This window comes from Paenarthrobacter sp. 4246 (assembly GCF_040546855.1).
GTDB lineage: Bacteria > Actinomycetota > Actinomycetes > Actinomycetales > Micrococcaceae > Arthrobacter.
This window is the reverse complement of the sequence record NZ_JBEPOP010000001.1, coordinates 182,979-207,552: the sequence shown is the minus strand read 5'-3', so window position 1 is coordinate 207,552 and position 24,574 is coordinate 182,979. Positions and strand designations below refer to the sequence as shown.

Annotated in this window: 26 protein-coding genes; 11 read left to right on the top strand and 15 right to left on the bottom strand. The window is 63.0% G+C overall.

The features are described from left to right. Positions 1–80 precede the first annotated feature (80 nt). From ABIE35_RS01020 to ABIE35_RS01005, 4 genes are read right to left on the bottom strand one after another with little or no spacing between them, the layout of a single operon-like run. Positions 81–1,010 carry a TauD/TfdA dioxygenase family protein gene (locus tag ABIE35_RS01020; RefSeq protein WP_354512036.1) on the bottom strand — a complete coding sequence of 310 codons (930 nt, stop codon included), beginning with the start codon at positions 1,008–1,010 and terminating at the stop codon, positions 81–83. A 52-nt stretch (positions 1,011–1,062) separates the two neighbouring features. Continuing rightward, positions 1,063–1,977, bottom strand: coding sequence for an ABC transporter permease (locus ABIE35_RS01015; RefSeq protein ID WP_354512035.1), 915 nt, complete (start codon positions 1,975–1,977; stop codon positions 1,063–1,065). Next, a complete protein-coding gene (locus tag ABIE35_RS01010; RefSeq protein WP_354512034.1) occupies positions 1,977–2,867 on the bottom strand; it encodes an ABC transporter ATP-binding protein in 891 nt (296 codons plus the stop codon). The genes ABIE35_RS01015 and ABIE35_RS01010 overlap by 1 nt, the downstream gene beginning before the upstream one ends. 2 nt (positions 2,868–2,869) lie before the next feature. Continuing rightward, on the bottom strand, positions 2,870–3,895 hold the full coding sequence (locus ABIE35_RS01005) for an ABC transporter substrate-binding protein (protein WP_354512033.1): 1,026 nt from the start codon (positions 3,893–3,895) through the stop codon (positions 2,870–2,872). A 378-nt stretch (positions 3,896–4,273) separates the two neighbouring features. On the opposite strand from ABIE35_RS01005, the gene ABIE35_RS01000 reads away from it, so the two are divergent. The 7 genes from ABIE35_RS01000 (at position 4,274) to ABIE35_RS00970 (ending at position 9,769) form a co-directional block, all read left to right on the top strand. Further along, positions 4,274–5,137 carry an HpcH/HpaI aldolase/citrate lyase family protein gene (locus tag ABIE35_RS01000; RefSeq protein ID WP_354512032.1) on the top strand — a complete coding sequence of 288 codons (864 nt, stop codon included), beginning with the start codon at positions 4,274–4,276 and terminating at the stop codon, positions 5,135–5,137. Positions 5,138–5,139: 2 nt separating this feature from the next. Continuing rightward, positions 5,140–6,057, top strand: coding sequence for a DUF2797 domain-containing protein (locus tag ABIE35_RS00995; protein ID WP_354512031.1), 918 nt, complete (start codon positions 5,140–5,142; stop codon positions 6,055–6,057). 130 nt (positions 6,058–6,187) lie between these two features. Continuing rightward, positions 6,188–6,412 (top strand): DUF3188 domain-containing protein, encoded by a 225-nt coding sequence (locus tag ABIE35_RS00990; RefSeq protein ID WP_261609365.1) that lies wholly within the window; start codon positions 6,188–6,190, stop codon positions 6,410–6,412. 56 nt (positions 6,413–6,468) lie between these two features. Beyond that, positions 6,469–6,918 (top strand): FAS1-like dehydratase domain-containing protein, encoded by a 450-nt coding sequence (locus ABIE35_RS00985; protein ID WP_354512030.1) that lies wholly within the window; start codon positions 6,469–6,471, stop codon positions 6,916–6,918. A gap of 2 nt (positions 6,919–6,920) precedes the next feature. After that, positions 6,921–7,358 (top strand): MaoC family dehydratase, encoded by a 438-nt coding sequence (locus ABIE35_RS00980; protein WP_354512029.1) that lies wholly within the window; start codon positions 6,921–6,923, stop codon positions 7,356–7,358. Positions 7,359–7,399: 41 nt separating this feature from the next. After that, positions 7,400–8,692 (top strand): MFS transporter, encoded by a 1,293-nt coding sequence (locus ABIE35_RS00975; RefSeq protein ID WP_354512343.1) that lies wholly within the window; start codon positions 7,400–7,402, stop codon positions 8,690–8,692. A gap of 9 nt (positions 8,693–8,701) precedes the next feature. Further along, positions 8,702–9,769 carry a UDP-N-acetylmuramate dehydrogenase gene (locus tag ABIE35_RS00970; RefSeq protein ID WP_354512028.1) on the top strand — a complete coding sequence of 356 codons (1,068 nt, stop codon included), beginning with the start codon at positions 8,702–8,704 and terminating at the stop codon, positions 9,767–9,769. 94 nt (positions 9,770–9,863) lie between these two features. On the opposite strand, the gene ABIE35_RS00965 is transcribed toward ABIE35_RS00970, so the two are convergent. Continuing rightward, positions 9,864–10,343: a hypothetical protein gene (locus ABIE35_RS00965; RefSeq protein WP_354512027.1), complete on the bottom strand. Its 480-nt coding sequence runs from the start codon at positions 10,341–10,343 to the stop codon at positions 9,864–9,866. Between the two features lie 85 nt (positions 10,344–10,428). Here ABIE35_RS00965 and ABIE35_RS00960 point away from each other — a divergent pair, with 85 nt between their 5' ends. Continuing rightward, positions 10,429–11,562, top strand: a complete 1,134-nt coding sequence (locus ABIE35_RS00960; RefSeq protein ID WP_354512025.1) for a winged helix DNA-binding domain-containing protein — start codon at positions 10,429–10,431, stop codon at positions 11,560–11,562. Positions 11,563–11,687: 125 nt separating this feature from the next. Here ABIE35_RS00960 and asd read toward each other — a convergent pair whose 3' ends face one another. From asd to ABIE35_RS00910, 10 genes are all read right to left on the bottom strand, one after another. Next, positions 11,688–12,830 carry an aspartate-semialdehyde dehydrogenase gene (asd, locus tag ABIE35_RS00955; protein WP_354512023.1) on the bottom strand — a complete coding sequence of 381 codons (1,143 nt, stop codon included), beginning with the start codon at positions 12,828–12,830 and terminating at the stop codon, positions 11,688–11,690. A 94-nt stretch (positions 12,831–12,924) separates the two neighbouring features. Then, entirely contained in the window at positions 12,925–13,161 is a 237-nt protein-coding gene (locus tag ABIE35_RS00950) for an NF038396 family protein (protein WP_354512021.1), read from the bottom strand. 2 nt (positions 13,162–13,163) lie between these two features. Further along, complete coding sequence (locus ABIE35_RS00945; protein WP_354512019.1) at positions 13,164–13,781, bottom strand: dihydrofolate reductase; 618 nt, start codon at positions 13,779–13,781, stop codon at positions 13,164–13,166. Then, positions 13,778–14,581 (bottom strand): thymidylate synthase, encoded by an 804-nt coding sequence (locus ABIE35_RS00940; protein WP_354512017.1) that lies wholly within the window; start codon positions 14,579–14,581, stop codon positions 13,778–13,780. Before ABIE35_RS00940 ends, ABIE35_RS00945 begins: the two co-directional genes overlap by 4 nt. Next, on the bottom strand, positions 14,578–14,970 hold the full coding sequence (locus ABIE35_RS00935; RefSeq protein ID WP_354512015.1) for a GntR family transcriptional regulator: 393 nt from the start codon (positions 14,968–14,970) through the stop codon (positions 14,578–14,580). Before ABIE35_RS00935 ends, ABIE35_RS00940 begins: the two co-directional genes overlap by 4 nt. Continuing rightward, the gene (locus tag ABIE35_RS00930; RefSeq protein ID WP_354512013.1) at positions 14,967–16,655 is read right to left on the bottom strand and encodes a hypothetical protein; all 1,689 of its coding nucleotides are present in this window, start codon (positions 16,653–16,655) and stop codon (positions 14,967–14,969) included. Before ABIE35_RS00930 ends, ABIE35_RS00935 begins: the two co-directional genes overlap by 4 nt. A 69-nt stretch (positions 16,656–16,724) precedes the next feature. After that, positions 16,725–17,693 carry an NUDIX hydrolase gene (locus ABIE35_RS00925; RefSeq protein WP_354512011.1) on the bottom strand — a complete coding sequence of 323 codons (969 nt, stop codon included), beginning with the start codon at positions 17,691–17,693 and terminating at the stop codon, positions 16,725–16,727. 9 nt (positions 17,694–17,702) lie between these two features. Beyond that, complete coding sequence (locus ABIE35_RS00920; RefSeq protein ID WP_354512009.1) at positions 17,703–19,952, bottom strand: RNA degradosome polyphosphate kinase; 2,250 nt, start codon at positions 19,950–19,952, stop codon at positions 17,703–17,705. A gap of 103 nt (positions 19,953–20,055) precedes the next feature. Beyond that, positions 20,056–21,027, bottom strand: coding sequence for a mycothiol synthase (mshD, locus tag ABIE35_RS00915; RefSeq protein WP_354512007.1), 972 nt, complete (start codon positions 21,025–21,027; stop codon positions 20,056–20,058). Between the two features lie 257 nt (positions 21,028–21,284). Beyond that, positions 21,285–21,983, bottom strand: coding sequence for a winged helix-turn-helix transcriptional regulator (locus tag ABIE35_RS00910; protein WP_018776718.1), 699 nt, complete (start codon positions 21,981–21,983; stop codon positions 21,285–21,287). 260 nt (positions 21,984–22,243) lie between these two features. Between ABIE35_RS00910 and ABIE35_RS00905 the strand changes: the two genes are divergently transcribed. The 3 genes from ABIE35_RS00905 (at position 22,244) to ABIE35_RS00895 (ending at position 24,519) form a co-directional block, all read left to right on the top strand. Further along, a complete protein-coding gene (locus tag ABIE35_RS00905; RefSeq protein WP_354512005.1) occupies positions 22,244–22,978 on the top strand; it encodes a permease in 735 nt (244 codons plus the stop codon). A 166-nt stretch (positions 22,979–23,144) separates the two neighbouring features. After that, on the top strand, positions 23,145–23,744 hold the full coding sequence (locus ABIE35_RS00900) for a nitrobindin family protein (RefSeq protein ID WP_207594258.1): 600 nt from the start codon (positions 23,145–23,147) through the stop codon (positions 23,742–23,744). Between the two features lie 52 nt (positions 23,745–23,796). After that, positions 23,797–24,519: a flavodoxin family protein gene (locus ABIE35_RS00895; RefSeq protein WP_354512003.1), complete on the top strand. Its 723-nt coding sequence runs from the start codon at positions 23,797–23,799 to the stop codon at positions 24,517–24,519. Positions 24,520–24,574 lie beyond the last annotated feature (55 nt).

The window sequence follows — 24,574 nt, the reverse complement described above, 5'->3', positions numbered from 1 at the left end:
TGGTGCGCGTTACAAAAGTCTCAAAACGCGCACCAGTGCGACTCAGTGGGGTGTGAACAGCAACACATGGAGTACGCCTACTATGCGAGGCTGATCGGGGCCACCACCGAGTAGGTGCTCGAGTCACCCTGGATGGCCTGGCTGGGCTTTCCATCGATGCTGACGGGAATGTCGCCGGCAATGGTCACACGGTTGAGCTTGCGCGGCTGGCCATCATAGTTGTCCGGTGCATAGTGCTGGGTGATCCGGTTGTCGAACAGGACTACCTGGTTGGGTTCCCAGTTCACCCGGACCACGTTCTCCGGACGCGTCACGTACGCCTGCAGCAGACGAATGATGTCCTTGGATTCGGTGTTGGACAGCCCCACAATCCGGAGCCGCTGCGCGAAGCCCCCAATGAACAATCCGCGCTCGCCGGTTAAAGGGTGGACCCGTACCACGGGGTGGGCGGTTTCGAACTTCAATCGCGTGAACTCCTTGCGTCGCTCCTCAGCGTTGGAGTGCTCGAGATTCTTGGGCACGGAGTAGTCGTAGTCATTGGTGTGGATGGCCCACAGGTTGTCCGCGAAGCTGCGCAGTTCCTCCGGCAGGTCCCGGTAGGCGCCGGCCGAGGATGCGATCAGCGTCTCGCCGCCGTAGGCCGGAAGGTCGATGCTGCGCAGCGTGGACGCCTGTGGCGGGTTGACTACAAACGTGACGTCCGTGTGCCAGTTGTTGGCCGAGCCGTTCTCGCTGTCCACGGGAAGGACATTCTCCTCGCCGTCTACGGAGGCAACCGTAGGGTGCGCTTTGGTCAGTGGTCCAAAGTGCGAGGCGAACTTCACCTGGGCTTCGTCGGTGAGGATATTTGCCTCGCGGAAAACCAACGCCTTGTGCTCGTTGAGCGCTGCCCTGATCTGGGCCACGGTGTCCTCGCTGAGGTCTCCGCTGATGTCCAGCCCGCGGATTTCGGCGCCGATGCGGGAGCCCAGCTTGGCGAATTCGAGTTTGGTTTCGGTAATGACGGTCATTGTTATTTCCTTACTTGTTGTGATGGTTGCGGCGGGTGCCACGGGGTTGGTTCTAGGAAGCGTCGGCACCAACAGCGGTGCGCCAGCGGGAGAAGTGCCGTTCAAGGGCGACGAGCAGGAAGTTCACGCCAAGCCCCAACAAGGACACCGTAAGAATGCCGGCGTACATGTCCGGGATCAGGAAGCTGCTCTGCGCGTTCACGATCAGATAACCCAGGCCTGCTTTGGCCCCCACCATTTCCGCGGCGATCAGCACCAGGATTGATGCGGTGCCAGCCATTCGGATACCCGTGAAAATGGTGGGCACGGCGGACGGGAGAATGACTTTCTGGAACAGCCGGAAGCTGTTGAGCCCCAGCGAGCGCGCCGCCCTGATCAGGAGCGGGTCCACGGTCTTCACCCCGGCAATGGTGTTCAGGAGGACCGGGAAGAACGCGGCGTAAGCAACAATGCTGATCTTTGACTCCTCGCCGATGCCCAGCAGCAGCGTAAACACGGGCAGCAGAGCCAGCGCAGCGGTGTTGCGGAACAACTCCAGCAGAGGGTTCAGGACCGAGTTCAACCGCCCGTACCAGGCAATGAGCAATCCCAGCGAGACGCCTGCCACCAGTGCGGCGCCGAAGCCTGCCACGGAACGGGTGAGGCTGGCAGCGATGTGGCCCTGGATGGTGCCGGCTTCGAAGAGCTTGCCCCACGCCAGGAGTACTTCGTGCAGCGGGGGCAGGAAAACCCTTGTGGAGGGGCTGGCCAAGTACGTCGGCCCAAGTTCCCAGAGCGCCAGGAACGCCAGGATGGCCGTGGACTTCCAGAGAATTGAACCGGCCGCCGCGGTGACCCGTCGCACTTTGCCGGGTGCCGGCGTCGTTCCTTCAGCAGGATCCTGCGGGGAACGCACGACGGCGGCAGCTGGGTTGGCCGCGGTGCCCGCCGTGGACGCGGCTTTCGTATGAATGAGCGTGGTGGTCATCAGGCCGCGCTCCTTTCCTTGGTGATGGTTGCGGGTTCGTCAGGTGCGCTGCCGTCCGGCAGGATCTTGCGGTGTCCGGCGTCCTGGGCACGGCGGACTTCATCGTGCAGGAGCGTCCAGACCTGGTGCCGGTGTTCAACGAAGGCAGGGTTGGAACGGATGTCCTCGCCGCCGTCACGGTCCGGAATGGTGATGTCCACGATTTCCTTGAGGCGGCCCGGGCGCGCGCTCAGGACAGCGACGCGCTCGCCGAGGTACACGGCCTCGTCAATGCCGTGGGTGATGAAGACGATGGTCTTGCCCGTCGCTTTCCAGATCCTGAGGAGTTCATCCTGCAGCTGCTCACGGGTCTGGGCGTCCAAAGCGGCGAACGGTTCGTCCATCAGCAACACGTCCGGCTCGTAGGCCAGGCTGCGGGCAATGGCCACGCGCTGCTTCATTCCGCCGGAGAGCTCATGCGGATAGCGGTCCTCGAAACCCGCCAAGCCTACGAGTGCCAGGTATTCGCTGGCCTTCGCTGCCCGCTCGCGGCGGTTCAGCTTCCTGCCGTCCGGGCCCACTCCTTCAAGTCCAATGGAGACGTTGGCCGACGCTGTCCGCCAAGGGAACAACGCGTACTGCTGGAACACCACGGCGCGGTCCTTGCCGGGACCGGTGACGGCCTTGCCATCCACCAGGACTTCACCGGACGTCGGCGTCGAGAGTCCGGCCAGCAAGTCCAGCAGCGTGGTCTTGCCCGAACCACTGGGGCCTACCAAGGTGAGGAACTCGCCGTCGCGGACGTCCAGGCTGAGGGAATCGATGGCGGTGAGCCGGGTAGCGCTGGTTGTCTTGGTGGCCCGGACCGTGAATTCCTTGGTGACGTTCCGCAGGCTGATTTTCGCGGTCATGGCTATCCCTTCTTCGCGGCGAGCTCGTTGAACTCGTTCGTGTAGTACTTGGACGGCGTGAGCTTGTCCTTGACGATTCCCGATGCGTTGAGCCAGTCCTCCCAGCGGGTGAAGTCCTCGTCCTTGATCACCCCTGCGTCCGGGACCCCGGGGCTCTTCCAAAACTTCAGGTTTGCCGTGCTTTCGTTGCGCCCACGGCCATCGATGATCTTGGTGAAGCGGGCAATGACTTCGTCACGAGGGGTCTCCGCTGCCCACTTGATCGCTTTCGCAACACCTGTGGTGAAGGTGCGCGTGGTGTTCGGGTTCTTCTCGATGAAGTCGTTGCGGAGCACGATCTGCCCGCCGGCGAAGGTGCCGAACAGCTCCACGTCACTAAAGAGCGATCGCAGTCCGCCGGCTTCAATGGCCCGGTCCTGCAGGACGCCGCCGAGCGTTCCGGCGTCCACCTGTCCACGACGAATCGCTTCCTCGGTGTCGTTCGGCGCCAGCGGGACCAACTGGACCTGTTTGATCTCGTCCTGGCTGAGTCCGTTCTTGGTCAGCCAGGTGTTGATGACGGCTTCGTGGTGGGCGCCCAGCGTGTTGACAGCGACCTTCTTGCCGATCAGGTCACGCGGTTCCTTGATGGTGCTGTCGGCCTTCACGTAATAGCCGCTGAAGGTTTTCTCGTCGGAGCCGTAGTAGTTGGTCACGCCTTTGACTGGCGCGCCAGCTTCAATGAGCTTGACTACCGCTCCGGAGAACGCGCCGCCGAAGTCAGTCTGGTTGGTCGCCGCCGACTGGATGTCCTGCGGACCGCTGGTGGTGTTCCCTACCCAGTTGAGCTTCAGGTCACCCAGATAACCGAGGTCTGCGGCCAGTTCCGGAAAGGTCACGTTGTTGGCCGAGCCCTGGTACCGGAGTTCCTTGACCTCGTTACCGGGTTGGCCTGTTTGTCCAGCTTCGGCAGCGCCGCCGCAGCCGCTCACCGTCAGCGCTAGTACGACGGCGGCCGCGACGCTCAGCAGGGGCAGATGCAGTTTCATGGGAGCTACTTTCGATGGGTTGGAAGGTGTTGGGTAGCCGGCTGACGGAAGAGCTTGGGAACCCGTGCAACGGCTTGGGAACGATGTAAGCCCATTTCGGCGGCGGGTGGGAAGCGATGGGGTAACGCCTGGAAACGCTGCGAAACAGCCCGAAACAGGGCGAAATGCTGGGCCATTCCCGGCAACCGGAGGACACAAAGACGCCGCGTTGAGCCGCATGAACAACAGCGACTGGTGGGCCTGGCATGACTGGCGCGTACCGTCGTCGGACGTTCATACTGTTGGACCCCACAGTCATATGGGGTTTAGTTCGTATTGATCCTCACAACCGGCCGTATTTCTTCGCCCTCTGACCCGCCGGGCGGATACGGTAGATACATGACGTCTAGCATCGCCGCCGAGTCCATTCGGCCTACCCGCAACATTCCCGCTGATATCGCCCGTTCCTGGCTTCTTGTGAACGCCATGAAAACGGAGCTCTTTGACGAATCTGCGGGTTCACGGGCAGACGCCATCATCCTGGACATCGAAGACGCCGTGGATCCTTCCCAGAAGGACCTGGCACGCGAGAACGTCGTTAACTGGCTGACCGCCGGTGGCCAGGCATGGGTCCGCATCAATGACGCCACCAGCCCGTTCTGGGCCGACGACCTCGCCGGTCTCCGCGGCACCCCTGGTCTGCTCGGCGTGATGCTGGCCAAGACCGAATCCGCTGACCAGGTCACCGAGTCCTACCACCGCATGGACGGCAAGACACCCGTGATCGCGCTGGTTGAGTCCGCCCTCGGCATCGAAGAAGCCAACCACATTGCCCGCGCCCAGGGTGCTTTCCGCCTTGCTTTCGGCTCCGGCGATTTCCGCCGCGACACCGGTATGGCGGCTACCCCGGAAGCCATGGCCTACCCGCGCGCCAAACTGGTTGTCGCCAGCCGCGTGGGCAACCTGCCGGGCCCCATCGACGGCCCTACCGTCGGCACCAACCACCCCATCCTCCGCGAGCAGACCGGCATCACCGTGACCATGGGCATGACCGGCAAGCTGTGCCTGGCCATCGATCAGACCACGGTGATCAATGAGGTCATCAGCCCCACGCCGTCCGACGTCGCCTGGGCCACCGACTTCATGAACGACTTCGAAGCCAACGGCCGCGTCATCCGCGACGGTTCGGACCTCCCGCGTTTGGGCCGCGCCGAGAAGATCATGAAGCTTGCCGTGGCTTTCGGAGTCCAGCCTTCCCTGTAAGCATGCTGGTTCACGGCGTCGTTTGGGACTCCACATCGCCGGCGTTGAGGTTGTTCGCGCCGGAGGGGGAGTTCAGCGAGATTGCGTTGGCCCGGGGCTCAGCCCTGGGCCTGCGCGTTGTCCCCGGTCTGTGGTGCCTGGGCCATACCAAGGTCCACGGTCCGGGGGACCGCACGCATGTTCCTTGCCGTGGCAGTTCTCCGGCGGAGCGTGGCAAGCAATGCGGGGCCTGCTTTGCCCGCGACGATTCCCGGCTCATGCACGACTTTCATCGCGGCACCTCCGTTCCCACTGGCCTGCGGGCCTATCTGATGCAGCCGCACTGGCTCTACGTGGCCACCTTTGCGAACGGTGCCACCAAAGTGGGTACGGCCTCTGCGCAGCGCAAATGGAACAGGCTTGCCGAGCAGGGGGCCGTGCACGCTTCCTATGTGGCCCATGCCGAGGACGGCCGTGTAGTCCGCATTCTCGAGGACATGGTCACGCGTGAGCTCGGCCTTGTCCAACAAGTTCGTTCGGCCTCCAAGGTGGCCGGCCTCGTGGAGCCGCGTGCCGGCGTCGAAATTTTGGCGTTGAACCGTCAGCACGCCGGGCGGGTGCGCGATTTGCTGGGCGGGCTCGCGATGACCGGCTATTCCGTTGTGGAGGAAGAGTGGGACCGGCCCGCGCTGGCGGACCGGCTTTGTGATGCTGCCGACGAAGGGCGTCGCCACCCTTACCCGGCAACGTTCGACGCCGGCGGGCACGGTTTACGGGTCCACTCACTTTCCGGGGCCATCGCTTTGGCAGGTCTTCCGGACGCATCGGGTGCAGAGGTGGAGGGCAGCTTCGTGGCAGACCTGGGCACGCTGAAGGGCCGCAAGATCGAGTTCGGACCGCACCTCACGGCAATCCCGGCGCTGCAGGACTCCCTTTTCTGACGCCCTTTCCTGGTCGCCCTTCGGCAAAACCTTCCCGTTGTGAGGTCCGCTCTGCGGGGTATTTCGTGTTCTGAGGGCGCAGAGCGGGCCTCGCACCACCCCGGCCGCAACGCCCCGGTAGACTTGGACGGTGCTGAACGAATTCTGGGCCACCGCCTCCACCTCCTACAAAGCGCTGGTTTTCGGCGCCATGGGGTTGATCGCCGTCGGGCTCATCCTGTCCATCGTGGGGAACACGTCCGGCAACCAAGGGCTGGCCATGGCGTCGCTGCCCGTCATTGGCGTCGGGCTGCTGCTGCACGTCACTGGGCTGGTCATCCGCGGCCAGAAGATCCGTAAGAGCTACAAGAAGTAACGGCCACCCAAAGAAGCCGCTGCCTCCAAGCCCTCCCAGCCCGATAGGGTTGGAACATGAGTATCAATCCGGACCTGCAGGGCCGAAGCTACCCTGCCGCAGAGGTTTATGACGTCGGCCGCGAAAAGATCCGCGAGTTTGCCAAGGCTGTGAAAGCCAACAATCCCGCACATTTCGATGTGGAGGCCGCCAAGGCCCTGGGACACAGCGACCTCGTAGCACCGCCAACGTTTGCCATCATCGTTGCCCAGCGCGCTGATGCCCAGCTGGTGGAGGACCCGGAATCGGGAATCGACTTCTCCCGCGTGGTCCACGCTGACCAGCGGTTCACACACCACCGCCCCATCGTTGCCGGCGACCAGTTGGTAGCCGAACTTCATGTGGACGGCGTCCGTGCCATGGGCGGGGGAGCCATGATCACCACCCGCTCCGAGATTTCCACCGTTGCAGGCGAAAAAGTCGCCACCACCACCTCATCCATCCTGGTCCGCGGAGAGGGACAGTAACCATGAGCCCCACATTCGAAGAACTGACGGTCGGCCAGGAAATCGGCACCCGCAGCATCGAGGTCACCCGGCAAGACCTGGTCAAGTACGCAGGTGCCTCCGGCGACTTCAACCCCATCCACTGGAACGAAGCCTTCGCAACCTCGGTAGAGTTGCCGGGCGTTATCGCGCATGGGATGTTCACCATGGGTGCCGCCGTGCAGTTGGTAAGCGACTGGGCAGGCGACCCGGCCGCCGTCGTCGATTACCAGACCCGCTTCACCAAGCCGGTGCTGGTCGCCGATACGACCGGAACCGATGAGGCCGGCGCCGTCATCGACGTCACCGGTGTTGTGGGAGCGCTCGACGCCGATGCCCGCACCGCCCGCATTGACCTCACCGTTGTGGCAGCAGGGCTAAAGGTCCTCATGAAATCGCAGGCGGTTGTGAAGGTCTCTTGAACCAACTGAAGGCTTCTCCGCGACGCGCCACCCCGACTGAAATGTCGCGGTGGCGCGCCGCTGTTCTTGCTTCCTACGCGGCCAGTGGCATCGCCTTTGCCACTTGGGTGTCCCGCTTGCCCGCCATCCGCGACGGACTGAATCTCACGCCCGGCGGCATTGGCCTTCTGCTGATGTGCATGACCGTCGCCTCCTTCATCTCCATCTCGGCTTCGGGACTGATCGTGCTCAGGCTGGGCCCGAAACTCACCACGAGGATCGGCAGTTGCATGGTGGGCGCCGGCTTGGTCACCGTGGGCTTTGGCGCGTCCATCGCGGCAAGTCCGCTGGTGGTGGCAGCAGGCCTGGTGGTGCTCGGTCTTGGCACGGCAAGTTGGAATACCGCCTCCAATGTTGAGGGAGCCGCGCTGGAGCGCGCGTTGGACCGGCACATCATGCCGCACCTCCATGGAGCATTCAGTCTCGGCACTGTAGCCGCCGCCGGTTTTGGTGCCTGGGCTGCCGCGGTGCACATGCCGGTCTTCTGGCATTTCCTGATCTCGGGCGTTGTGGTCACCACCTCCGTGGTGACTGCCGGCTTCTGGTTCCGCGCGGAAAAGACAGCTGCTGCTACGCACACTTACCGGCCGGATGAAACGGACACTTTCCAGGACCCCTCCACCGGTCCGCTGCCCATCATCACCGGGTCACCGGAGACGCAGCCCGAACCAGGCAAGGCCGCTGCCCCACTCGACAACAAGCGGCTCGTGGCCCTTGCCTGGCGTGACCGCCGAACCCTCCTGATCGGCGTCCTGGTCCTCGGCCTGGCACTGGCCGAGGGAGCTGCGGGGGACTGGGTGGCGTTGGCGCTTGCCGACGGCCACGGGCAGTCCGATGCCGCAGGCGCAGTGGGTTACGGACTGTTCGTCACCTTCATGACCATCGGCCGATTCGCCGGCACGTCCATCCTCGACCGGTTTGGACGTGTGGTGGTGATGCGCTGGTGCTCGGCGACCGCCGTCGTGGGTCTTGCGCTCTTTGTCTTTTCACCGGTTCCGTGGCTGGCGTTTGTTGCCCTGGCTATCTGGGGCCTTGGCGCATCGCTCGGTTTCCCGGTGGGGATGTCAGCCGCCGCAGATGACCCCGTCCACGCCGCTGCACGGGTTTCGGTTGTCTCCACCATCGGCTACGGGGCTTTCCTCTGTGGGCCTCCACTGTTGGGCCTGTTGGCCGAACACTTCGGCATCCTGCACTCTTTGTTGGCGCCCTTGGTGCTCCTGGTGGTCAGTTTCTTCCTGGCCCCGCTCTCCGGGCAGCAGAAGGCCAAGTCCGTCCAGCCCAAGGAAGCCCGTTAGGCTTAATAGGTGACCCAAACACTGCTTTCCGAACTGACCACTGCTGCCGTTGGCGGCCCCGCGGGCAACTACGTTGAGGCCCGCACCGAGGCGGAGATCATCGACGCCGTCCGTTCGGCTGACGCTGCGGGCCAGAAACTCCTGATCATCGGAGGCGGGTCCAACCTTCTGGTCTCGGACGAAGGCTACCCAGGGACCGTGCTGAAGATTGCCTCCCACGGCTTCACCGTGAACTCCGAGGACAGCTGTGGCGGTGTTTCGGTGGTGGTACAGGCCGGACACAATTGGGATGCGCTGGTGGAACACTCCGTACTGCACGCCTGGTCCGGGTTGGAGGCTCTCTCCGGTATTCCCGGTGCCACAGGAGCTACTCCTGTGCAAAATGTCGGCGCCTATGGTTCCGACGTTTCACAAACAATCGCCGCTGTGCGGACCTGGGATCGTGAACGCAACGCAGTTCAGACCTTTACCAATTCCGAGCTCAAATTCGGATACCGCGACTCCATCCTGAAACAGACCACGGTTGAGGGGTCGCCCCGCTATGTGGTGCTGACAGTGGAGTTTCAGTTGCCGCTGGGACGGATGAGCGCCCCTATCCGTTACGCGGAGTTGGCCCGCGTGCTGGGCGTGGAGGCAGGCAAGCGCGCCTACTCCAACGATGTCCGGAGGGAAGTCCTCCGGCTCCGCGCATCCAAGGGCATGGTCCTGGATGCAGCAGACCGTGACACCTATTCCACGGGTTCGTTCTTCACCAACCCGATCGTGGAGGCAGAACGCGCTGCAGGGTTGCCGGATAACGCGCCCAAGTACCCCGCCGGCACGGACGGACTCATCAAGCTTTCCGCTGCCTGGTTAATCGACCACGCCGGGTTCGGTAAGGGCTTCGGGCTGGAGGAATCGAGTGTCTCAGGCGGCAGGGCATCCCTGTCCACCAAGCACACCCTCGCCATCACCAACCGGGGGACAGCATCGGCTGCGGATATGGTGGCCATCGCGCGCGAGGTGAGGGCCGGCGTCGTCGAACGTTTTGGCATTGAACTGCACCCGGAACCGCTGCTGATCGGCCTTTCGTTCTAAGGCAAACGCAGCTCTCGAGGGGTGAGCTCTCGGGGGAATGAGGGGGGTCTTTCGGTCGAGATCCAGCCCCTCGGCGAAGCGCCGGGATGGAATCCTAGCGTGTACGCCGCTCTGCAAGCGGCAGGATCTTGTTGAGCAACAGGAACGTCAGCCCGCAGCTAACCGAGCCCAGCAGGAAGATCTGGCTGAACGCGATACTCTGCGGCGATGGTCCGCTGGGCATGTACAGACTGGCAGCGGCGAAGCCCACCAAGCCCAGGAGCATGACGATGGCTCCGAGGAGGAAGCTGCGGACCTGTGCGGCGGCCGCCGGGTAGAACCAAGGTTCAGGGGCGTCGTCGTCGCGGTCGGAAACGGGCTGGCTGGCTGCGGCGGTTCCAATGAGGAGCGCGGCTGCGGCAGTCGCTACGAGGCTGGCTGTCTGGATGGCCCTCATCGACGGGGAGAGGCTGACGCCCGTTCCCACGGCAACGATCAGCCCGGCGCCAAGTCCCACCAGAGTGCAGAACCAGCCGGCGGTAGCCAACCACCGGCTCATCGGCCGCACAAACGGGGCAAGATCTCCAAAAAGCATGAATCCATCCTAGGATCCGCTGCTGGGTGAGGGCTGGGAGGCGCGGCAAGGTTCCCTGTGCATGCCAGTGCTTTTAGGATGAAGCATGCCCGCAGCCCACAAGAATCCCAGTCCGCGCGTCATGGGCCGTTTGCGGCTCGCCAGCCAAGGCCTGTTGGCCGGGGGCTTTCCCTCGGTAGCGGATGCGGTTCGTTGGATGACGGCCATGCAGGCCCAGGACCTTGGCCATGCGCTGTGGGCCGTGGGGCAGCGGGTACCCGGCACTCGTGCCTCGGACGTCAGGGCTGCCCTCGATGCCGGGACCGTGGTCCGTTCCTGGCCGATGCGCGGCACCTTGCACCTCCTGGCCCCCGAGGATCTCCGGTGGATTCTGGGCATCACCAGCGACCGCCTCATGTCCATGGTGGCCGGCCGGCATCGTGAACTCGGCATTACCCAGGACGACATCAGCCATTGCAGGGACATCGCGGTCAAAACCACGGAGGTGCTGAAGGCAACGGAGGGCGCACACGGCGCAACCCGGGAGCAACTGTTCCAAGCGTTTGAGGAAGCCGGCCAGATCACCACAGCACAGCGCGGGATCCACTTGCTGGGGAGCTTGTGCCAGCGCGCCTGGCTGGTACAGGGGCCGATGGCGGCATCCAGCGGGAAGGCGGGCGTGCAGCAACTGTTTGTGCCATTTGAGGAGTGGATACCTAAGTCCAGGGACCTTGGCCGTGAGGAGGGCATCGCGGAGTTGCTGTTCCGCTACCTCAGGAGCCACGGCCCGGCCACCATCAAGGATTTTTCGTGGTGGAGCCAAGTGCCGCTCACTGAAGCGCGTGCGGCTCTCACCACCCTGCAAGACCGGCTGGTCGAGATGCCGCTGGACGGCACCAGTTATTGGTTGTCACCTGAGGCGGCGGCAATGCTCGACGACGGCGTCCCCGGCTCACGCTCGTTGCTGGCTCTTCCCGGGTTCGATGAGTACCTGCTCGGTTACCAGGACCGGAGCCTGGTACTGGCACCCGAGTACGCCGAACGGGTAGTGCCGGGCAAGAACGGTGTTTTCAAGCGCATCATCGTCTCCGGCGGGGAAGTGGTGGGAACGTGGGCAAGAACCGTGAGCGGGAATTCTGTGGGCGTGGTGCCGGAGCCCTTCGCGGGGCAGTTGGGGACAGCCGCCGGGCGTTCCTTTGAGGCCCAGGGCAGGACCTACCTGAAATTCATGGCCGGCTGAAGAATGTTGGCCGATACTGCCGGCTGAACACACCCTACGACGTCGAAAACCCGCTTTTCCGTTGCTGCCCGGCAACTGCTGCCCAGCACGGAAAAGCGGGTTGAAGACGTTCGGGACGGCCAGGACTAGAGCTTGCCCGTCACGATGTTGAGCATGCGGCGCAGCGGCTCGGCTGCACCCCATAGGAGCTGGTCGCCAACGGTGAAGGCGCTGATGTATTCCGGACCCATTTCAAGCTTCCGGATACGGCCCACCGGAATGTCCAGGGTCCCGGACGCTGCTACGGGAGTCAGGTCCGCCATGGACGCTTCCTTGGTGTTGGGAACAACCTTGGCCCATTCGTTGTCCTTGGCCAGGAGGTTCTCGATTTCGGTCACGGACAGGTCTTCGCGCAGCTTGAGCGTGAGGGCCTGGGAGTGCGAACGCATGGCGCCGATGCGGATGCACAGGCCGTCCATGGCGATATGGTCTTTGCCCGCAGTGCCGTTTCCGGTGCCGAGGATCTTGTTGGTCTCTACTCCGGCTTTCCATTCTTCCTTGGACTGGCCGTTGCCGAGGTCGGCATCGATCCAGGGAATGAGTGAGCCTGCCAGCGGCACGCCGAACTGTGTGGCGTCAACGCCGGTGCGCTGTGCAGCGAGGACCTTGTGGTCGATTTCGAGAATGGCCGACGCCGGATCTTCCAGTTCGCTGCTGACCTCGTTATTGAGGGTGCCGAACTGGTTGAGGAGTTCACGCATGTGCCGGGCGCCGCCACCGGAGGCAGCCTGGTAGGTCATGGAGGTGCCCCACTCCACCAGGTTGTTCTTGAACAGTCCGCCGAGGCCCATAAGCATGCAGGAAACCGTACAGTTGCCGCCGATGAAGTCCTTCACACCACCGGACAGTCCGGCGTCGATGACGTCACGGTTGATGGGGTCCAGCACGATGATTGAGTCGTCATTCATGCGCAAGGTGGAAGCGGCGTCGATCCAGAGGCCATCCCAGCCACGGCTGCGGAGTTCGCCGTGGACCTGCTTGGTGTAGTCGCCGCCTTGGGCGGTGACAATAATCGGCAGCTTGGCAAGCGTCTCAATATCGAACGCATCCTCGAGCTTGCCGGCCCCATCAGCGAAGGACGGGGCGGCACCTCCTGCGTTCGAGGTGGAGAAAAATACCGGGTTGATGTTGGCGAAGTCGTTTTCGTCCTGCATGCGCTGCATCAGGACGGAACCGACCATGCCACGCCAACCGACCAGTCCAACGGACGGATTAGCTGCTGTAGTCATTCCCCCAGTCTAAACTTTCGGGGCGTAGAGCCGCTGTTGGTTACGTCACGCACGCACTGCACGACGACGCCACCCGCCCAGCTGCCCGGAGGGCCTAGCGCGGTGGCTGAAGGGTGCCGGCGTCGTGCTCTTGGAGCAACAGGGCCTTCCGCTTGCGCAGGGAGAAGAAGGCGCCGAAGGCGAACACCTGTGTGACGACGATCAGCACAATGATCCCGGCTATCTTGTTGCCGCCCAGGATCATGGTCAGTCCCACGATGGCTGAGATCAGGGCGAAGAGCGGCAGCAGCATATAGCCCAGCACGAACAGGGTTTCAGGTTTCTTCAGCATGCTCAGCTCTCTTGGCTTTCCTGGGTTGCGTTCCGGCGCCACGTGGTGAACCGGTAGTTGGTGCCGTTTTTGGCGGTGAGCCAGCCTTCGGCGGGGGCTACGGCGTCGAAGGTCCAGTCATCACCGAGTTCGGGGGCGTATGTGTCGCCCTCCAGATCAGCATCGATGATGGTGATCACGGCCAGATTGGCGATGCCCATGGATTGTTCAAAGATCTCCCCACCGCCGATGATCCACACTTTTTGACCGCCGGGCGCGAATTGCGATTCCAACAGGGCCGCGTCCAGGGAGGAAACCACGACGGCGCCCTCGGCCTCGGGCGTGGACGCCCACTCGGCGTTGCGGGTCACCACAATGTTGGTGCGGCCCGGGAGCGGACGGTACTTTTCCGGGAACGATAACCAGGTCTTGCGGCCCATGATGACGGGATGGCCGGTAGTGAGTTGGCTGAAGTGTTTCAGGTCCTCGGGCAAGTGCCACGGCATGGAACCGTCTTTGCCGATCACGCCGGATTTTGTCTGGGCCCACACCATGCCGATGCCGGTCATGCGGGCTGCGGTTTCCTGCGTGAAGATGACGCCGGGGAGCTGGGCCGGAACGTCGGAAGACGAAGTGCTCATACTGCGATCGGCGCCTTGATGGTGGGGTGGTGGCGGTAGTCCACAACCTCAAAGTCGTCCAGCGTGTAGTCGAAGATCGAGTCCGGCTTCCGGAGGATCTTGAGCTGCGGGTATTCGAATGGCTCACGGCTGAGCTGCTCGGCAACCTGGTCCACGTGGTTGTCGTAGATGTGGACGTCACCTCCGGTCCAGACGAATTCTCCGGGCTCCAGATCCAGTTGCTGCGCCACCATGCGGGTCAGCAGTGCATAGGAGGCAATGTTGAACGGGACTCCCAGGAACGTATCCGCGGAGCGCTGGTACAGCTGGCAGGACAGTTTGCCGTCCGCCACGTAGAACTGGAAGAACGCGTGGCATGGGGGCAAGGCCATGTCCTTGAGCTCGGAAACATTCCATGCCGACACGATGTGCCGCCGTGAATCCGGATTGGCGGCGAGGTTGGTCATGAGCTGGGACACCTGGTCAATGTGCCCGCCATCGGGGGTTGGCCAGCTGCGCCACTGCACGCCATAGACAGGGCCGAGTTCGCCATCGGCGTCAGCCCATTCATCCCAGATGGAGACGCCCTGATCCTGCATCCACTTCACATTCGAGTCGCCGCGCAGGAACCAGAGGAGTTCCACGGCAACGGACTTGAAGTGGACCCGCTTGGTGGTGATGAGCGGGAAGCTCCCGGCGAGATCGAACCTCAGCTGACGGCCAAAAACGCTGCGCGTTCCGGTTCCGGTGCGGTCCGACTTGTGCGTGCCGTTCGCCATGACGTCGCGCAGAAGGTCTTCATAAGGGGTGGGGATGCTCACGAGTCCAGCTTACTGGTCAGCCTGCCTCGAACCAGATCTATGAGAGTGTCGTCACGAATGCCCGCGTCGCGGGCCGTCCGGATCAAACCGTCGACGGCGGCAATCACCGCAGCGTCCGCCCGGACAGTGCCGTGGGGCGCCGGGGGCGGGCCGACGACGACAGTCCCGTTCCGTCGTCGTGATTCGATCAGTCCGGCCTGCTCAAGTTCCTTATAGGCGCGCGCCACGGTTCCCGCTGCGATGCCGAGGTCGGATGCCAGGCTGCGGACCGTGGGCAGGCGGCTCCCGGGTTCCAGGATCCCTACAGTGATCAGTGAGCTGAGCTGCCGTCGGATCTGCTCATACGGCGGGACGGGATCTGACAGGTCCACCGTGATCCCGGCAGTCATTGTGCGTGCTCTCCTCGCTTGGCAGGCGCGCCACGTGGGATGGTCCGGAACAAGCTCCGCACGGGCGTCACGGCCACGAGGAGCGCGATGATGGCCAAGGCAATGCCGATGGGGATCGCAGGGCTGGGGCCGATCGGATCGGGGCCGGGGCCGAGGGCAGGCGGGAAGACGTCATACCAGGCGTTGCCAGTGCTGATCAGCAGCGTGGCCGCCTGCCCCAGGCAATACGCTGCCAAGGTCCGGACGACCCTGTACAGGCTGATGGCCCTTAACGCGGCGTCCAGGCCGGCCTCTCCCTCACTTTCCGGGATACCACGACGGCGGCGTACGGCAAGGATGGCCGCGGCGCCGGCCAGCGCCACCACCACCGAGACGAGAACTGCTCCCGGCCAGACCTTGGGCCCAAATGGCTGCACCTCGCCGGCCACGGCGAAGGCGATCGCCACACCCAGTACCAGGACGCTGCCAATGGCAAACGAGAGCAGACCCCGGGAGACGGGTTGCCGCGGCCAGTGGTTTGGAGCGTCGGATGTTCCGTAGTTCCGGGCGATCAGGAGATCGCCTGCTGCGATGGCTGCCAGGAGGAGTACGGCCACTGTTCCCGTCAGCAAAGGAAATGCCCACGGTGCAGGTGTTTGCGCAGGCAACAGGACCACTGCGTAGCCGGCCACCAGAGCAAGCCCGCCCACGACCCCCAGTAACGCACCGATGGAGATGCTGAGCCGGGCTGCCCGGTGGGTACGGGGATCAGCGCGAAGCGTAGCGGCACTGGTGGTCTTGGCCGCCTTGAGCAGCGACGGCAGTTCAGGAACCCGCCACCACCACATCATCAGGAGCACCACCATGTTGAACAGGCCAAGGGCGTTGAACCAGGACGACTGCCATAAGGCGCCGGGGGCCGGTTGGGCCGCAAAGTTTCCAGCGATGGCTGCCAGCCCTGCGGCGATGGTCGCGACCGTCCGGAGCAAGCGGTTGGTGGCGATGATGCGGAGGACCCGGTTATTGTCGCTGTCGAGTGTTTCCAGCTGACGGCGGCGGGCGATGAGGAGGAGTATCAACCACGTTCCGACGGCAAGAAGCAACAGCGCGCCACCCAGCCAGGCGGCCAGTTCCACACCGGGGATCCTGCCTTCTTGTCCCTGCCCTATGTAGCCGTTGTTCACGGGCGGTGCCTGGTCCGGGGGAGTGGAAAGCTCCGGGGGAGTCGGGAGCACCGGGATATGCTCAGGCAGCGCAGCCACCCAGGCGATGACCACGGCTGCGTAGGCGAAGATCGAGGCGGTGGTCCACGCGAGTTTTCGGGGGAGGAAATCCCTGATCCTGCGGACTGTCAGTTCGGCGTATCTGCGTGGAGCCTTGGGCGCAGGGTAGCTCAGTTGACCCAACGCATGGACGGCGAGGCAGGCGAGAATGGGCCAGCCGAGTGCGCCGGCGATCTGCTCGGGAGTGGAAGGTGCGCTTGCCCCGACGGGATTGACGCGAAGGATCCCCGCGTTCATGGCTCCTTGCAGGGAACTGGCCATCCACCCGATGATTCCCACCCATAGCCCATGCGAGGCAACGGATTGGGCATCGGGCTTGGACCACACCTGCAGGCGAAGGAAAAGATAAACGATCACGGCGCCGACTGCAGGCCCAAGGAAAAGCAAAGGCGGCAGGTTTACATACACGGACAAGACCCCCATGTCTTTTGTATCAATGTACTAAGTATTTGATACAAAAGACATGGGGTCAAGCTCCGGAATCGTGTGGTCCTAGTCGTCGAAAGGCTTGACCTGTTCCACGGAAACAATCTTCCGCTCAGATCCACGCGCCACCTGGCAGACAATCACTTCGCCGGGAGTCAGGTAAGGGTCCGAGGCAGGAAGGAGTGCCTTCAGGCTCTGGGGCATGTGTTGTCCCAGCTGTTTCAACGCAGTAGGCAGCGCAGGGCGGTGCGTGCAGACGGCGATCGGAACCTGTTTGTCGAACAATGCCTCCACCGCTGCGGCTGTCTTCTTCGGGGAGCGGTGGTGGCTGTGCTCCGTGAGTGCCTCCACCAGTTTCACCTTGGCCCCGCTGGCCTTGGCATAAGGGGCGATCGTGGCAACGCACCGTGCCCAGGGGCTGGTGACCACCCGCTGCGGCTTCCACACCTCCAAGAGGCGCTGAACGGCAACTGCCTGCCGTTGGCCCGTCGCTGCCAGCGGACGGTCGCCCTCAGCCTTGGTCCATGAGGACCGTGGCTTGGCCTTGGCGTGGCGGATCAGCACCAGTGGCCAGGTGTCCAGCTCGCCGCGGATGTGCGCCTTCTCAAGGTATTCGAGCGGCTCCGTGTCGGTGGGGTTGCTCAGGAATGCGGCGGCCCTGTCAGGGCTGCACCACATGACGCTGTCCACTTCCTTGCCGTCGGGCCTGAGCTGGGTTCCGTTGACCCGGACAGCCCAGTACCGGACCACCTTCAAACCCGCAGACACATGGTAGTGAATTGCGGGAAGTGGTATGCCCAAGGGAGCCTGGAGGCCAATCTCTTCCCATACTTCACGGGCCGCACACTCAGGAACTGTTTCGCCGGCGTCGAGCTTTCCTTTGGGCCAGGACCAATCGTCGTATCGCGGCCGGTGGATGAGGAGAACCTCAAGGGCACCCTTGTTGATCCGCCACGGAATGGCGCCGGCTGCTACAACCGCCACCGACTCGCCGGGGTGGTCAGTCTGATCCGCCACGGGGGTATCGCTGTTCAAGTGGTTCCTCTACCGCCGTGCCGATGCCCGCTGGCGCGAACGGGAGGCCAGGAGCCAGGACTGCATGTCCAGCAAGGGCTTGCCGTCCTGGTCCAAGTGGTGCCTGGTCCAGTGTCCGTGATCGTCCAGGTGCCAGCTGGCGGTCCCGTCGTCAACATAGCGGCGCAGCAGGTCCATGACAGTAGCTGTGTCTTCCTTGCTGGCCAGCTGCACCAGCGCCTCTACGCGGCGGTCCAGGTTGCGGTGCATCATGTCGGCGGAGCCGATGTACACCACGGGTTCGCCACCGTTGCCAAAAGCAAAGACGCGTGAGTGTTCAAGGAAGCGACCCAGGACGGAACGGACCCTGATGTTCTCGCTGAGTCCAGGGACGCCAGGGCGCAGGGAGCAGATGCCGCGCACCACGACGTCAACCTTCACACCGGCCTGCGAGGCCCGGTAGAGGGCATCGATGATGGCTTCGTCCACCATCGAGTTGACCTTGATCTGTACCAATCCGGCTACGCCGGCCTGGGCGTTGCGGATTTCAGTTTCAATCCTGTCCATCAAGCCGGCCCGCACCGATCGCGGCGCAACGAGCAATCTCTTGAACGTGGACTTCGGCGCGTAACCGGAGAGCTGGTTGAACAGTTTGGACAAGTCCTCGCCCACTTGCTCGTTCGCGGTCAGAAGGCCAAGGTCCTCGTAGTAGCGGGCCGTGCGGGGGTGGTAGTTGCCGGTACCGATATGGCAGTAGCGGCGGAGGCCGTCCACTTCCTGTCGAACCACCAGGGACAATTTGCAGTGGGTTTTCAGGCCCACGATGCCGTACACCACGTGAACGCCTGCCTGTTCCAGCTTGCGCGCCCAGGAGATGTTGGCCTGCTCATCAAAGCGGGCTTTGATTTCAACGAGGGCCAGGACTTGTTTGCCGGCCTCGGCGGCATCGATGAGGGCGTCAACGATGGGGGAGTCACCTGACGTCCGGTAAAGGGTCTGTTTGATGGCCTGCACCTTGGGATCCGCGGCCGCTTGTTCCAGGAAAGCCTGAACCGAGGTGGAGAACGAGTCGTAGGGGTGGTGGAGCAGGATGTCCCTGCGACGCATCGCGGCAAAGACGTTGGCGGCCTTGGAGGTCTCGGACTCGTTGAGGTAGCGGGAGGTGTGCGGGACATGCTTGGGGTAGTGCAGATCAGCGCGGTCAATGGCGCTGATGGCGGACAGCCCACGGAGATCCAACGGTGCGGGAACGGAGTAGACCTCGGACTCTTCAACCCCGAGTTCCCGGATCAGCAGGGCCTTGATGTTCGGGTTGATGTCCGTGGTGACTTCCAGCCGTACCGGCGGGCCGAAGCGGCGGCGCAGCAGTTCCTTCTCCAAAGCCTGCAGGAGGTTCTCGGCGTCGTCCTCTTCAACTTCCAGGTCCTCATTGCGGGTGACGCGGAAGGTGTGGTGCTCCAGGACTTCCATGCCGGGGAAAAGCTTATCCAGGTGGACGGCAATGACCTCTTCCAGCGCGATAAACCGGGCTACGCGGCCCGGGATGGCGCCTGCACGCGGTCCGTCCACGGAAATGAGGCGGGGGAGCTGGTCCGGAACCTTGACGCGTGCGAAGAGCTCTTTGTCGCTGATCGGGTTGCTGACGATCACGGCAAGGTTGAGGGAGAGGCCGGAGATGTAGGGGAAGGGGTGCGCGGGGTCCACGGCAAGCGGCGTCAGGATGGGGAAGACCTTCTCCTGGAACATGATGCTGATCCGGTGGCGGGCATCCTCATCCAGTTCATGCCAGTGCATGATGTGGATGTGCTCGTAAGCCAGCGCAGGTCGGATCTGCTCAGCGAAGACCCTTGCGTGACGCTCCTGAAGCCTGTGGGCCTCTTCGCTGATCTGTTCCAGCACCTCAATGGGGCTCAGCCCGGCCGGGGAGGGCACAGCCAGGCCCGTGGCGATGCGCCTCTTGAGGCCTGCAACGCGGACCATGAAGAACTCGTCCAGGTTCGAGGCAAAAATCGACAGGAAACTGACACGTTCCAGGAGGAAAAGTTCAGGATCTTCGGCGAGTTCCAGCACACGGGAGTTGAAGGCCAGCCAACTCAGCTCGCGGTCCAGGAAACGGTCCGGAGAGATGTCGCCTTCCGGCTCCAGGCTCGGTGCGAATTCCGGAATATCGATGCGGTCCTGGGTGGCACGCGAGGCCGGCACTTCCGAGGATCCGAAGCGTGGGGGCAAGGTTGCACCCTTCGAGGTGGATCCGGCGGTGCCGACGGGGTCCGGCTGCATGGGGTTCTCCTAAGCTCAGGACGGGGTTTCCTCCCACATTACAAGCAATTGGGCTGCCCGAATCATAGATGTCATCGGCATTCCGTCCGGCAATCACGCCGGGTTAATTTTTGGTTAAAGGTCCATACATCACATCGGTGTCCCAGCGAACGAAACCGAGTTTCTGATATAGGGCTACCGCAGCCTGGTTGTCGGCGTCCACGTACAGCATTACTGCATGGAGTCCTTTTTCCTGAAGGTGCTGGATTCCAGCGACCGTCAGGGCCTTGCCCAGGCCCAGCCCTTGCGCCGCCGGAGTAACGCCCACCACATACACCTCGCCAATCGCCGGGTGTGGACCCTGGCGGGGATGGACTTTGGTCCAGTGGAAGCCCAGAAGCTCCCCGTCGGTGTTGACGGCCAAGAGGAACCCCTCGGGGTCAAACCAGTCCTCAGCCTTCCGGGCTTCGAGGTCCGCCAGGGTCATCGATCCCTGCTCAGGGTGGTGGGAGAACGCGGCGCGGTTGGCTGCCAGCCATGCTTGCTCATCCTGGCCTGGAACGAAGGCGCGGAGGGAGACTCCGTCCGGGAGGCCGGCGTCGGGCAGTGCTGAAGCAGAGGACATGAGCCGCATCTTCCACAGCTCACGGACCGGCCCGTATCCGAAGCGGGTAGCGAGCTCGGCGGCGGCCTCGTGGTTCCCGTGTGACCACGCGCTGAGTCCGTCGAGGCTCCTCTTGCCCTGCAAGGCGCCCAGCAGCCTTCCGGCCACACCCTGGTTGCGGTAGCTCGGGTGGACGGCCAGCTCCAGCACGCCGCTTGAGTCGGGCGCCTCGACGACGACGGCGATTCCCGCCAGGTCTTCAGCCGTGGCCGGATCGGAATCTTCGTCGGGTGCGTAAAGGGCCAAGGACAGGACCGAGTGGTCTCCGGAATCGACGCCCCGCAGCATCACCAGCGTCTGCTCCGAAAAAGGCGGGTTTCCGTCTGACTCCTCAGCTGCGGCGGCGAGGGTCTTGACGTCCTTGAGGAGATCGGGGTCCAAGGCGCCGGCGATGATCAGGACGGGCCAGTTTTCCGGGTGCGCGTGACTCATGATGCAAGGCTATACGTCCGGGGCAAGCTCCGTGATTTGAAGTCCCGCTGGAACGGAGGTAGTCTCGATATCTCGTTCGGCTTTGCGGCACTGTTAGTCAGCTTCCTAAAGCCAGCGCAGGGGGGATCCACCAGTGGGGTGGCCTCGATACGTTCGACCCGTATGTCCTCCACCAAGATTATGAAAGAGGCCGGAATCCGCAGGGATTCCGGCCTCTTTCATGTGTTGTCAGGTTTTGCGGATGGCGCCGGGGCCGCTCAGGCCTCGGAGAGTTCGTCATCCGGGAGTCGCACCAGCGTGAGCCGGTAGCCCACGTTGCGGACCGTGCTGATCAGGTTCTCGTGATCCACTCCGAGCTTGGCGCGAAGCCGACGGATGTGGACGTCCACGGTGCGGGTGCCTCCGTAATAGTCATAGCCCCAGACCTCCGTCAGCAGTTGTTGGCGCGTGAATACTCGTCCCGGGTGCTGCGCCAGGTACTTCAGGAGTTCAAATTCCTTGAACGTGAGGTTCAGCGGCTGGCCGCTGACACGGGCGGTATAGCTCGCTTCGTCAATCACGACGCCGGCGGCGCGGATCTCCGTCTGGGTTTCCTCTTCACCGGGAACCGCCCTTGCCATGGCGAGGCGAATACGGGCTTCCACCTCGGCCGGTCCGGCGGAGTCCAGCACGATGTCATCCACTGCCCAGGCCGAGGAGACGGCAGCCATGCCGCCCTCCGTAAGGATGAGCATGAGCGGAGCGCTGAGCCCGGTGGCTTTCAGCAGTTGGGTCAATGAGCGGGCACCCACCAAGTCCTTGCGGGCATCAAGGAAAACGATGTCCGTGGGATCGGTTTCAAGCAGGGCCGTGGGTTCTGCCGGGAGAATGTGTACGCGGTGGTTCAGCAACTCCAAGGCAGGCAAAATGTCCACCGATGAGCCGGTGCTGTTCGTCAGGAGCAGGATGTGCGACATAGTTCCTCCAATGGGCTGTACGCGCATCATCGGGCGTCGAAACCGGAGATTCCCGGCCGGTCACAGCGCATTGGCAGCCTCTGCCCGTTGTAACGGGATCAAGGCCAATACAGTGCGCCGTTGAAGTCTGAGTATACCCATCAGTGCCCTGCGACACATGGATTCGTGACGGGCGGACACCGGAATTACGACATATTGGGCCGGGTTAAGGCAGGATTGTCGAGAGGTCGTAAGGCGCATCGGATTGAGGTCGGCACACAGTGAAGTCTTGGAGCATCGGGGTAATTGGACTCGTGGCGCTGACCGCCATCGTGGCCAGCACCTTCGTTTCCCGGGAAGCCATGGTGGGCGTCGGCATTGCTGCCTCCGCGGCCGTGGGGATTGGCTGGCCGCATTTTCTTGGCGTCCCTGCCAAGAAAACCTTGGCGGCGGTGATCGGGGTGGCCGGTGCGGGATCTGCCGTGACCGCAGCCTACCTTCCGGCCCCTGGATTCCTGGAAGGAACGCCGGCGTTCATTGCCATCGGCGTGATGGCGGTCTTCGTGGTCCAGCTTGTCCGTGGAACGGGGCAGGCGCAGCGACTGGAATCAACTCTCGGATGCTGCGCCGGCGTCCTTTTGAATTGCCTTGGCGCAGGGTGGATTGCCGGCGCGCGGTTCAACGGAGTGAAGGAAATGGTCCTGGTGGCCGGCCTGAGCGCGGCAGTGGCCCTGATGGTGGGAATCATCCGATGGCCTGACCGCATCGTGGCTCCGCTGGGTGTGGTCATGGCCGGACTCATGGGTCCTCTCGCTGGTCTTGTATTCTCTGATATTGCAGTACTTCCCGCGGCGTTGGTTGGCGTGGTGGTTGGCTCCGTCCTGGTGTCCTTCCGGCGGATGACCACCCTTCGGCGCGGCCGCCTGAACATTCCGGCAGCCGTGGGGATGGGCGTTGCCCCCGTCTGGGCGGTGGGGGCCTTGGTGTACTTCATAGACAAACTACTCATCTACTAACGGTTAGGATGGCATCATGTCTGTACTCGCATTTGAAATCTTCTTCCTCGTTCTCCTTGGCCTGGCCAGCGTCGCCATGGCATGGTTTGCAGGTTTTGTCGTATACCGCCTTTTCAAGGGCCAGAAGTAAACTCTCCGGTCCTGCTCTCCAACAGAGGTATTCGTTGTGCCTATTGAGATCCCTACCGATCTGACGCCTGAACTCGTCCCCCTTTCCTGGCTCATTGGTGAGTGGGAAGGCCGCGGCCGGCTCGGCAGCGGTGACGAGGATTCCGAGCATTTCGTCCAGCACGTTTCCTTTACCCATAACGGCTTGCCGTACCTGCAGTACAGAGCCGAGACCTGGCTCAGTGACGACGACGGCGCAAAGTTGCGTCCGCTGACTGTCGAGACCGGTTTCTGGGCCCTGGAGCGGAAGCTCCAGGAAGGCGACGGCGGACCCGGCCTGATTCCGGCGGACATCGTCCCGGTACTCAAGACCGCCGATGACGTGGAAGAGCGCCGCAACAAAGACGGCGGCTTCGACATCTCGGTGTCGATTGCGCACCCCGGTGGCATCACTGAGCTTTACTACGGTCAGATCAAGGGACCCCAGATCCAGCTGAGCACCGACATGGTGATGCGCGGGAGCCACTCCAAGGAATACACCGCAGCCACCCGTATCTTCGGTCTGGTGGACGGGAACCTCCTGTGGCGCTGGGACGTTGCTGCCAGCGGCAAAGCACTCGAAGCCCACGCCTCGGCATTCCTGCACAAGGTGTCCTGACCCGGGGGCTTCACCGGACGTTCCAGCAAGCAGCCAGCGGAAGGAGCAGAAAGTGAACACCCACCTCAGGCCGAAAGGCTACGAGGGCCTCAAAGCCGTCTTCTTCAATGGCACCCTGAAACCTTCGCCGCAACCCAGCAACACGGACGGACTGATCAAGATCAGCCGGGACATCATGGAGAAGCAGGGTGTCACTACCAAACTTGTCCGGACCGTTGATCATGACATTGCCAGCGGTGTCTATCCCGATATGCGCCAGCATGGCTGGAAGACGGACGAGTGGCCCGGGATCTACCCCGATGTCCGCGACGCCGACATCGTGGTAGTAGCCGGCCCCATCTGGTTGGGTGACAACTCCTCCCAAACCAAGAAACTCATCGAGCGGCTGTATGCGCACTCGGGCGAGCTGAACAGCAACGGCCAATGGGCGTTCTATCCCAAGGTGAGCGGTTGCCTCATCACGGGCAACGAGGACGGCATCAAACACTGTTCCATGAATGTGCTGTACAGCCTCCAGCACATCGGTTTCACCATCCCACCCCAGGCGGACGCCGGGTGGATCGGTCCCGTGGGTCCCGGCCCCAGCTATCTGGACGAAGGGTCGGGTGGTCCTGAGAGTGATTTTACTAACAGGAATACCACCTTCATGACCTGGAACCTGCTCCATATGGCCAAAATCCTCAAGGATGCCGGGGGCATCCCGGCTTACGGCAACCTGCCGGAGGAATGGAAAGCGGGTACCCGGTTCGACTTCGAAAACCCGGAATACCGCTGACCTTAATTATTTCCACCCACGGAATACTGCTGAGCTGCAAGGACTTCTACTACAT

Coding starts and splice junctions, on each gene's coding strand:
- ABIE35_RS01020 (WP_354512036.1), bottom strand. CDS start 1,010: ATGACCGTCATTACCGAAACCAAACTCGAATTCGCCAAGCTGGGCTCC.
- ABIE35_RS01015 (WP_354512035.1), bottom strand. CDS start 1,977: ATGACCACCACGCTCATTCATACGAAAGCCGCGTCCACGGCGGGCACC.
- ABIE35_RS01010 (WP_354512034.1), bottom strand. CDS start 2,867: ATGACCGCGAAAATCAGCCTGCGGAACGTCACCAAGGAATTCACGGTC.
- ABIE35_RS01005 (WP_354512033.1), bottom strand. CDS start 3,895: ATGAAACTGCATCTGCCCCTGCTGAGCGTCGCGGCCGCCGTCGTACTA.
- ABIE35_RS01000 (WP_354512032.1), top strand. CDS start 4,274: ATGACGTCTAGCATCGCCGCCGAGTCCATTCGGCCTACCCGCAACATT.
- ABIE35_RS00995 (WP_354512031.1), top strand. CDS start 5,140: ATGCTGGTTCACGGCGTCGTTTGGGACTCCACATCGCCGGCGTTGAGG.
- ABIE35_RS00985 (WP_354512030.1), top strand. CDS start 6,469: ATGAGTATCAATCCGGACCTGCAGGGCCGAAGCTACCCTGCCGCAGAG.
- ABIE35_RS00980 (WP_354512029.1), top strand. CDS start 6,921: ATGAGCCCCACATTCGAAGAACTGACGGTCGGCCAGGAAATCGGCACC.
- ABIE35_RS00975 (WP_354512343.1), top strand. CDS start 7,400: ATGTCGCGGTGGCGCGCCGCTGTTCTTGCTTCCTACGCGGCCAGTGGC.
- ABIE35_RS00965 (WP_354512027.1), bottom strand. CDS start 10,343: ATGCTTTTTGGAGATCTTGCCCCGTTTGTGCGGCCGATGAGCCGGTGG.
- ABIE35_RS00960 (WP_354512025.1), top strand. CDS start 10,429: ATGCCCGCAGCCCACAAGAATCCCAGTCCGCGCGTCATGGGCCGTTTG.
- asd (WP_354512023.1), bottom strand. CDS start 12,830: ATGACTACAGCAGCTAATCCGTCCGTTGGACTGGTCGGTTGGCGTGGC.
- ABIE35_RS00950 (WP_354512021.1), bottom strand. CDS start 13,161: ATGCTGAAGAAACCTGAAACCCTGTTCGTGCTGGGCTATATGCTGCTG.
- ABIE35_RS00945 (WP_354512019.1), bottom strand. CDS start 13,781: ATGAGCACTTCGTCTTCCGACGTTCCGGCCCAGCTCCCCGGCGTCATC.
- ABIE35_RS00935 (WP_354512015.1), bottom strand. CDS start 14,970: ATGACTGCCGGGATCACGGTGGACCTGTCAGATCCCGTCCCGCCGTAT.
- ABIE35_RS00930 (WP_354512013.1), bottom strand. CDS start 16,655: ATGGGGGTCTTGTCCGTGTATGTAAACCTGCCGCCTTTGCTTTTCCTT.
- ABIE35_RS00920 (WP_354512009.1), bottom strand. CDS start 19,952: ATGCAGCCGGACCCCGTCGGCACCGCCGGATCCACCTCGAAGGGTGCA.
- mshD (WP_354512007.1), bottom strand. CDS start 21,027: ATGAGTCACGCGCACCCGGAAAACTGGCCCGTCCTGATCATCGCCGGC.
- ABIE35_RS00910 (WP_018776718.1), bottom strand. CDS start 21,983: ATGTCGCACATCCTGCTCCTGACGAACAGCACCGGCTCATCGGTGGAC.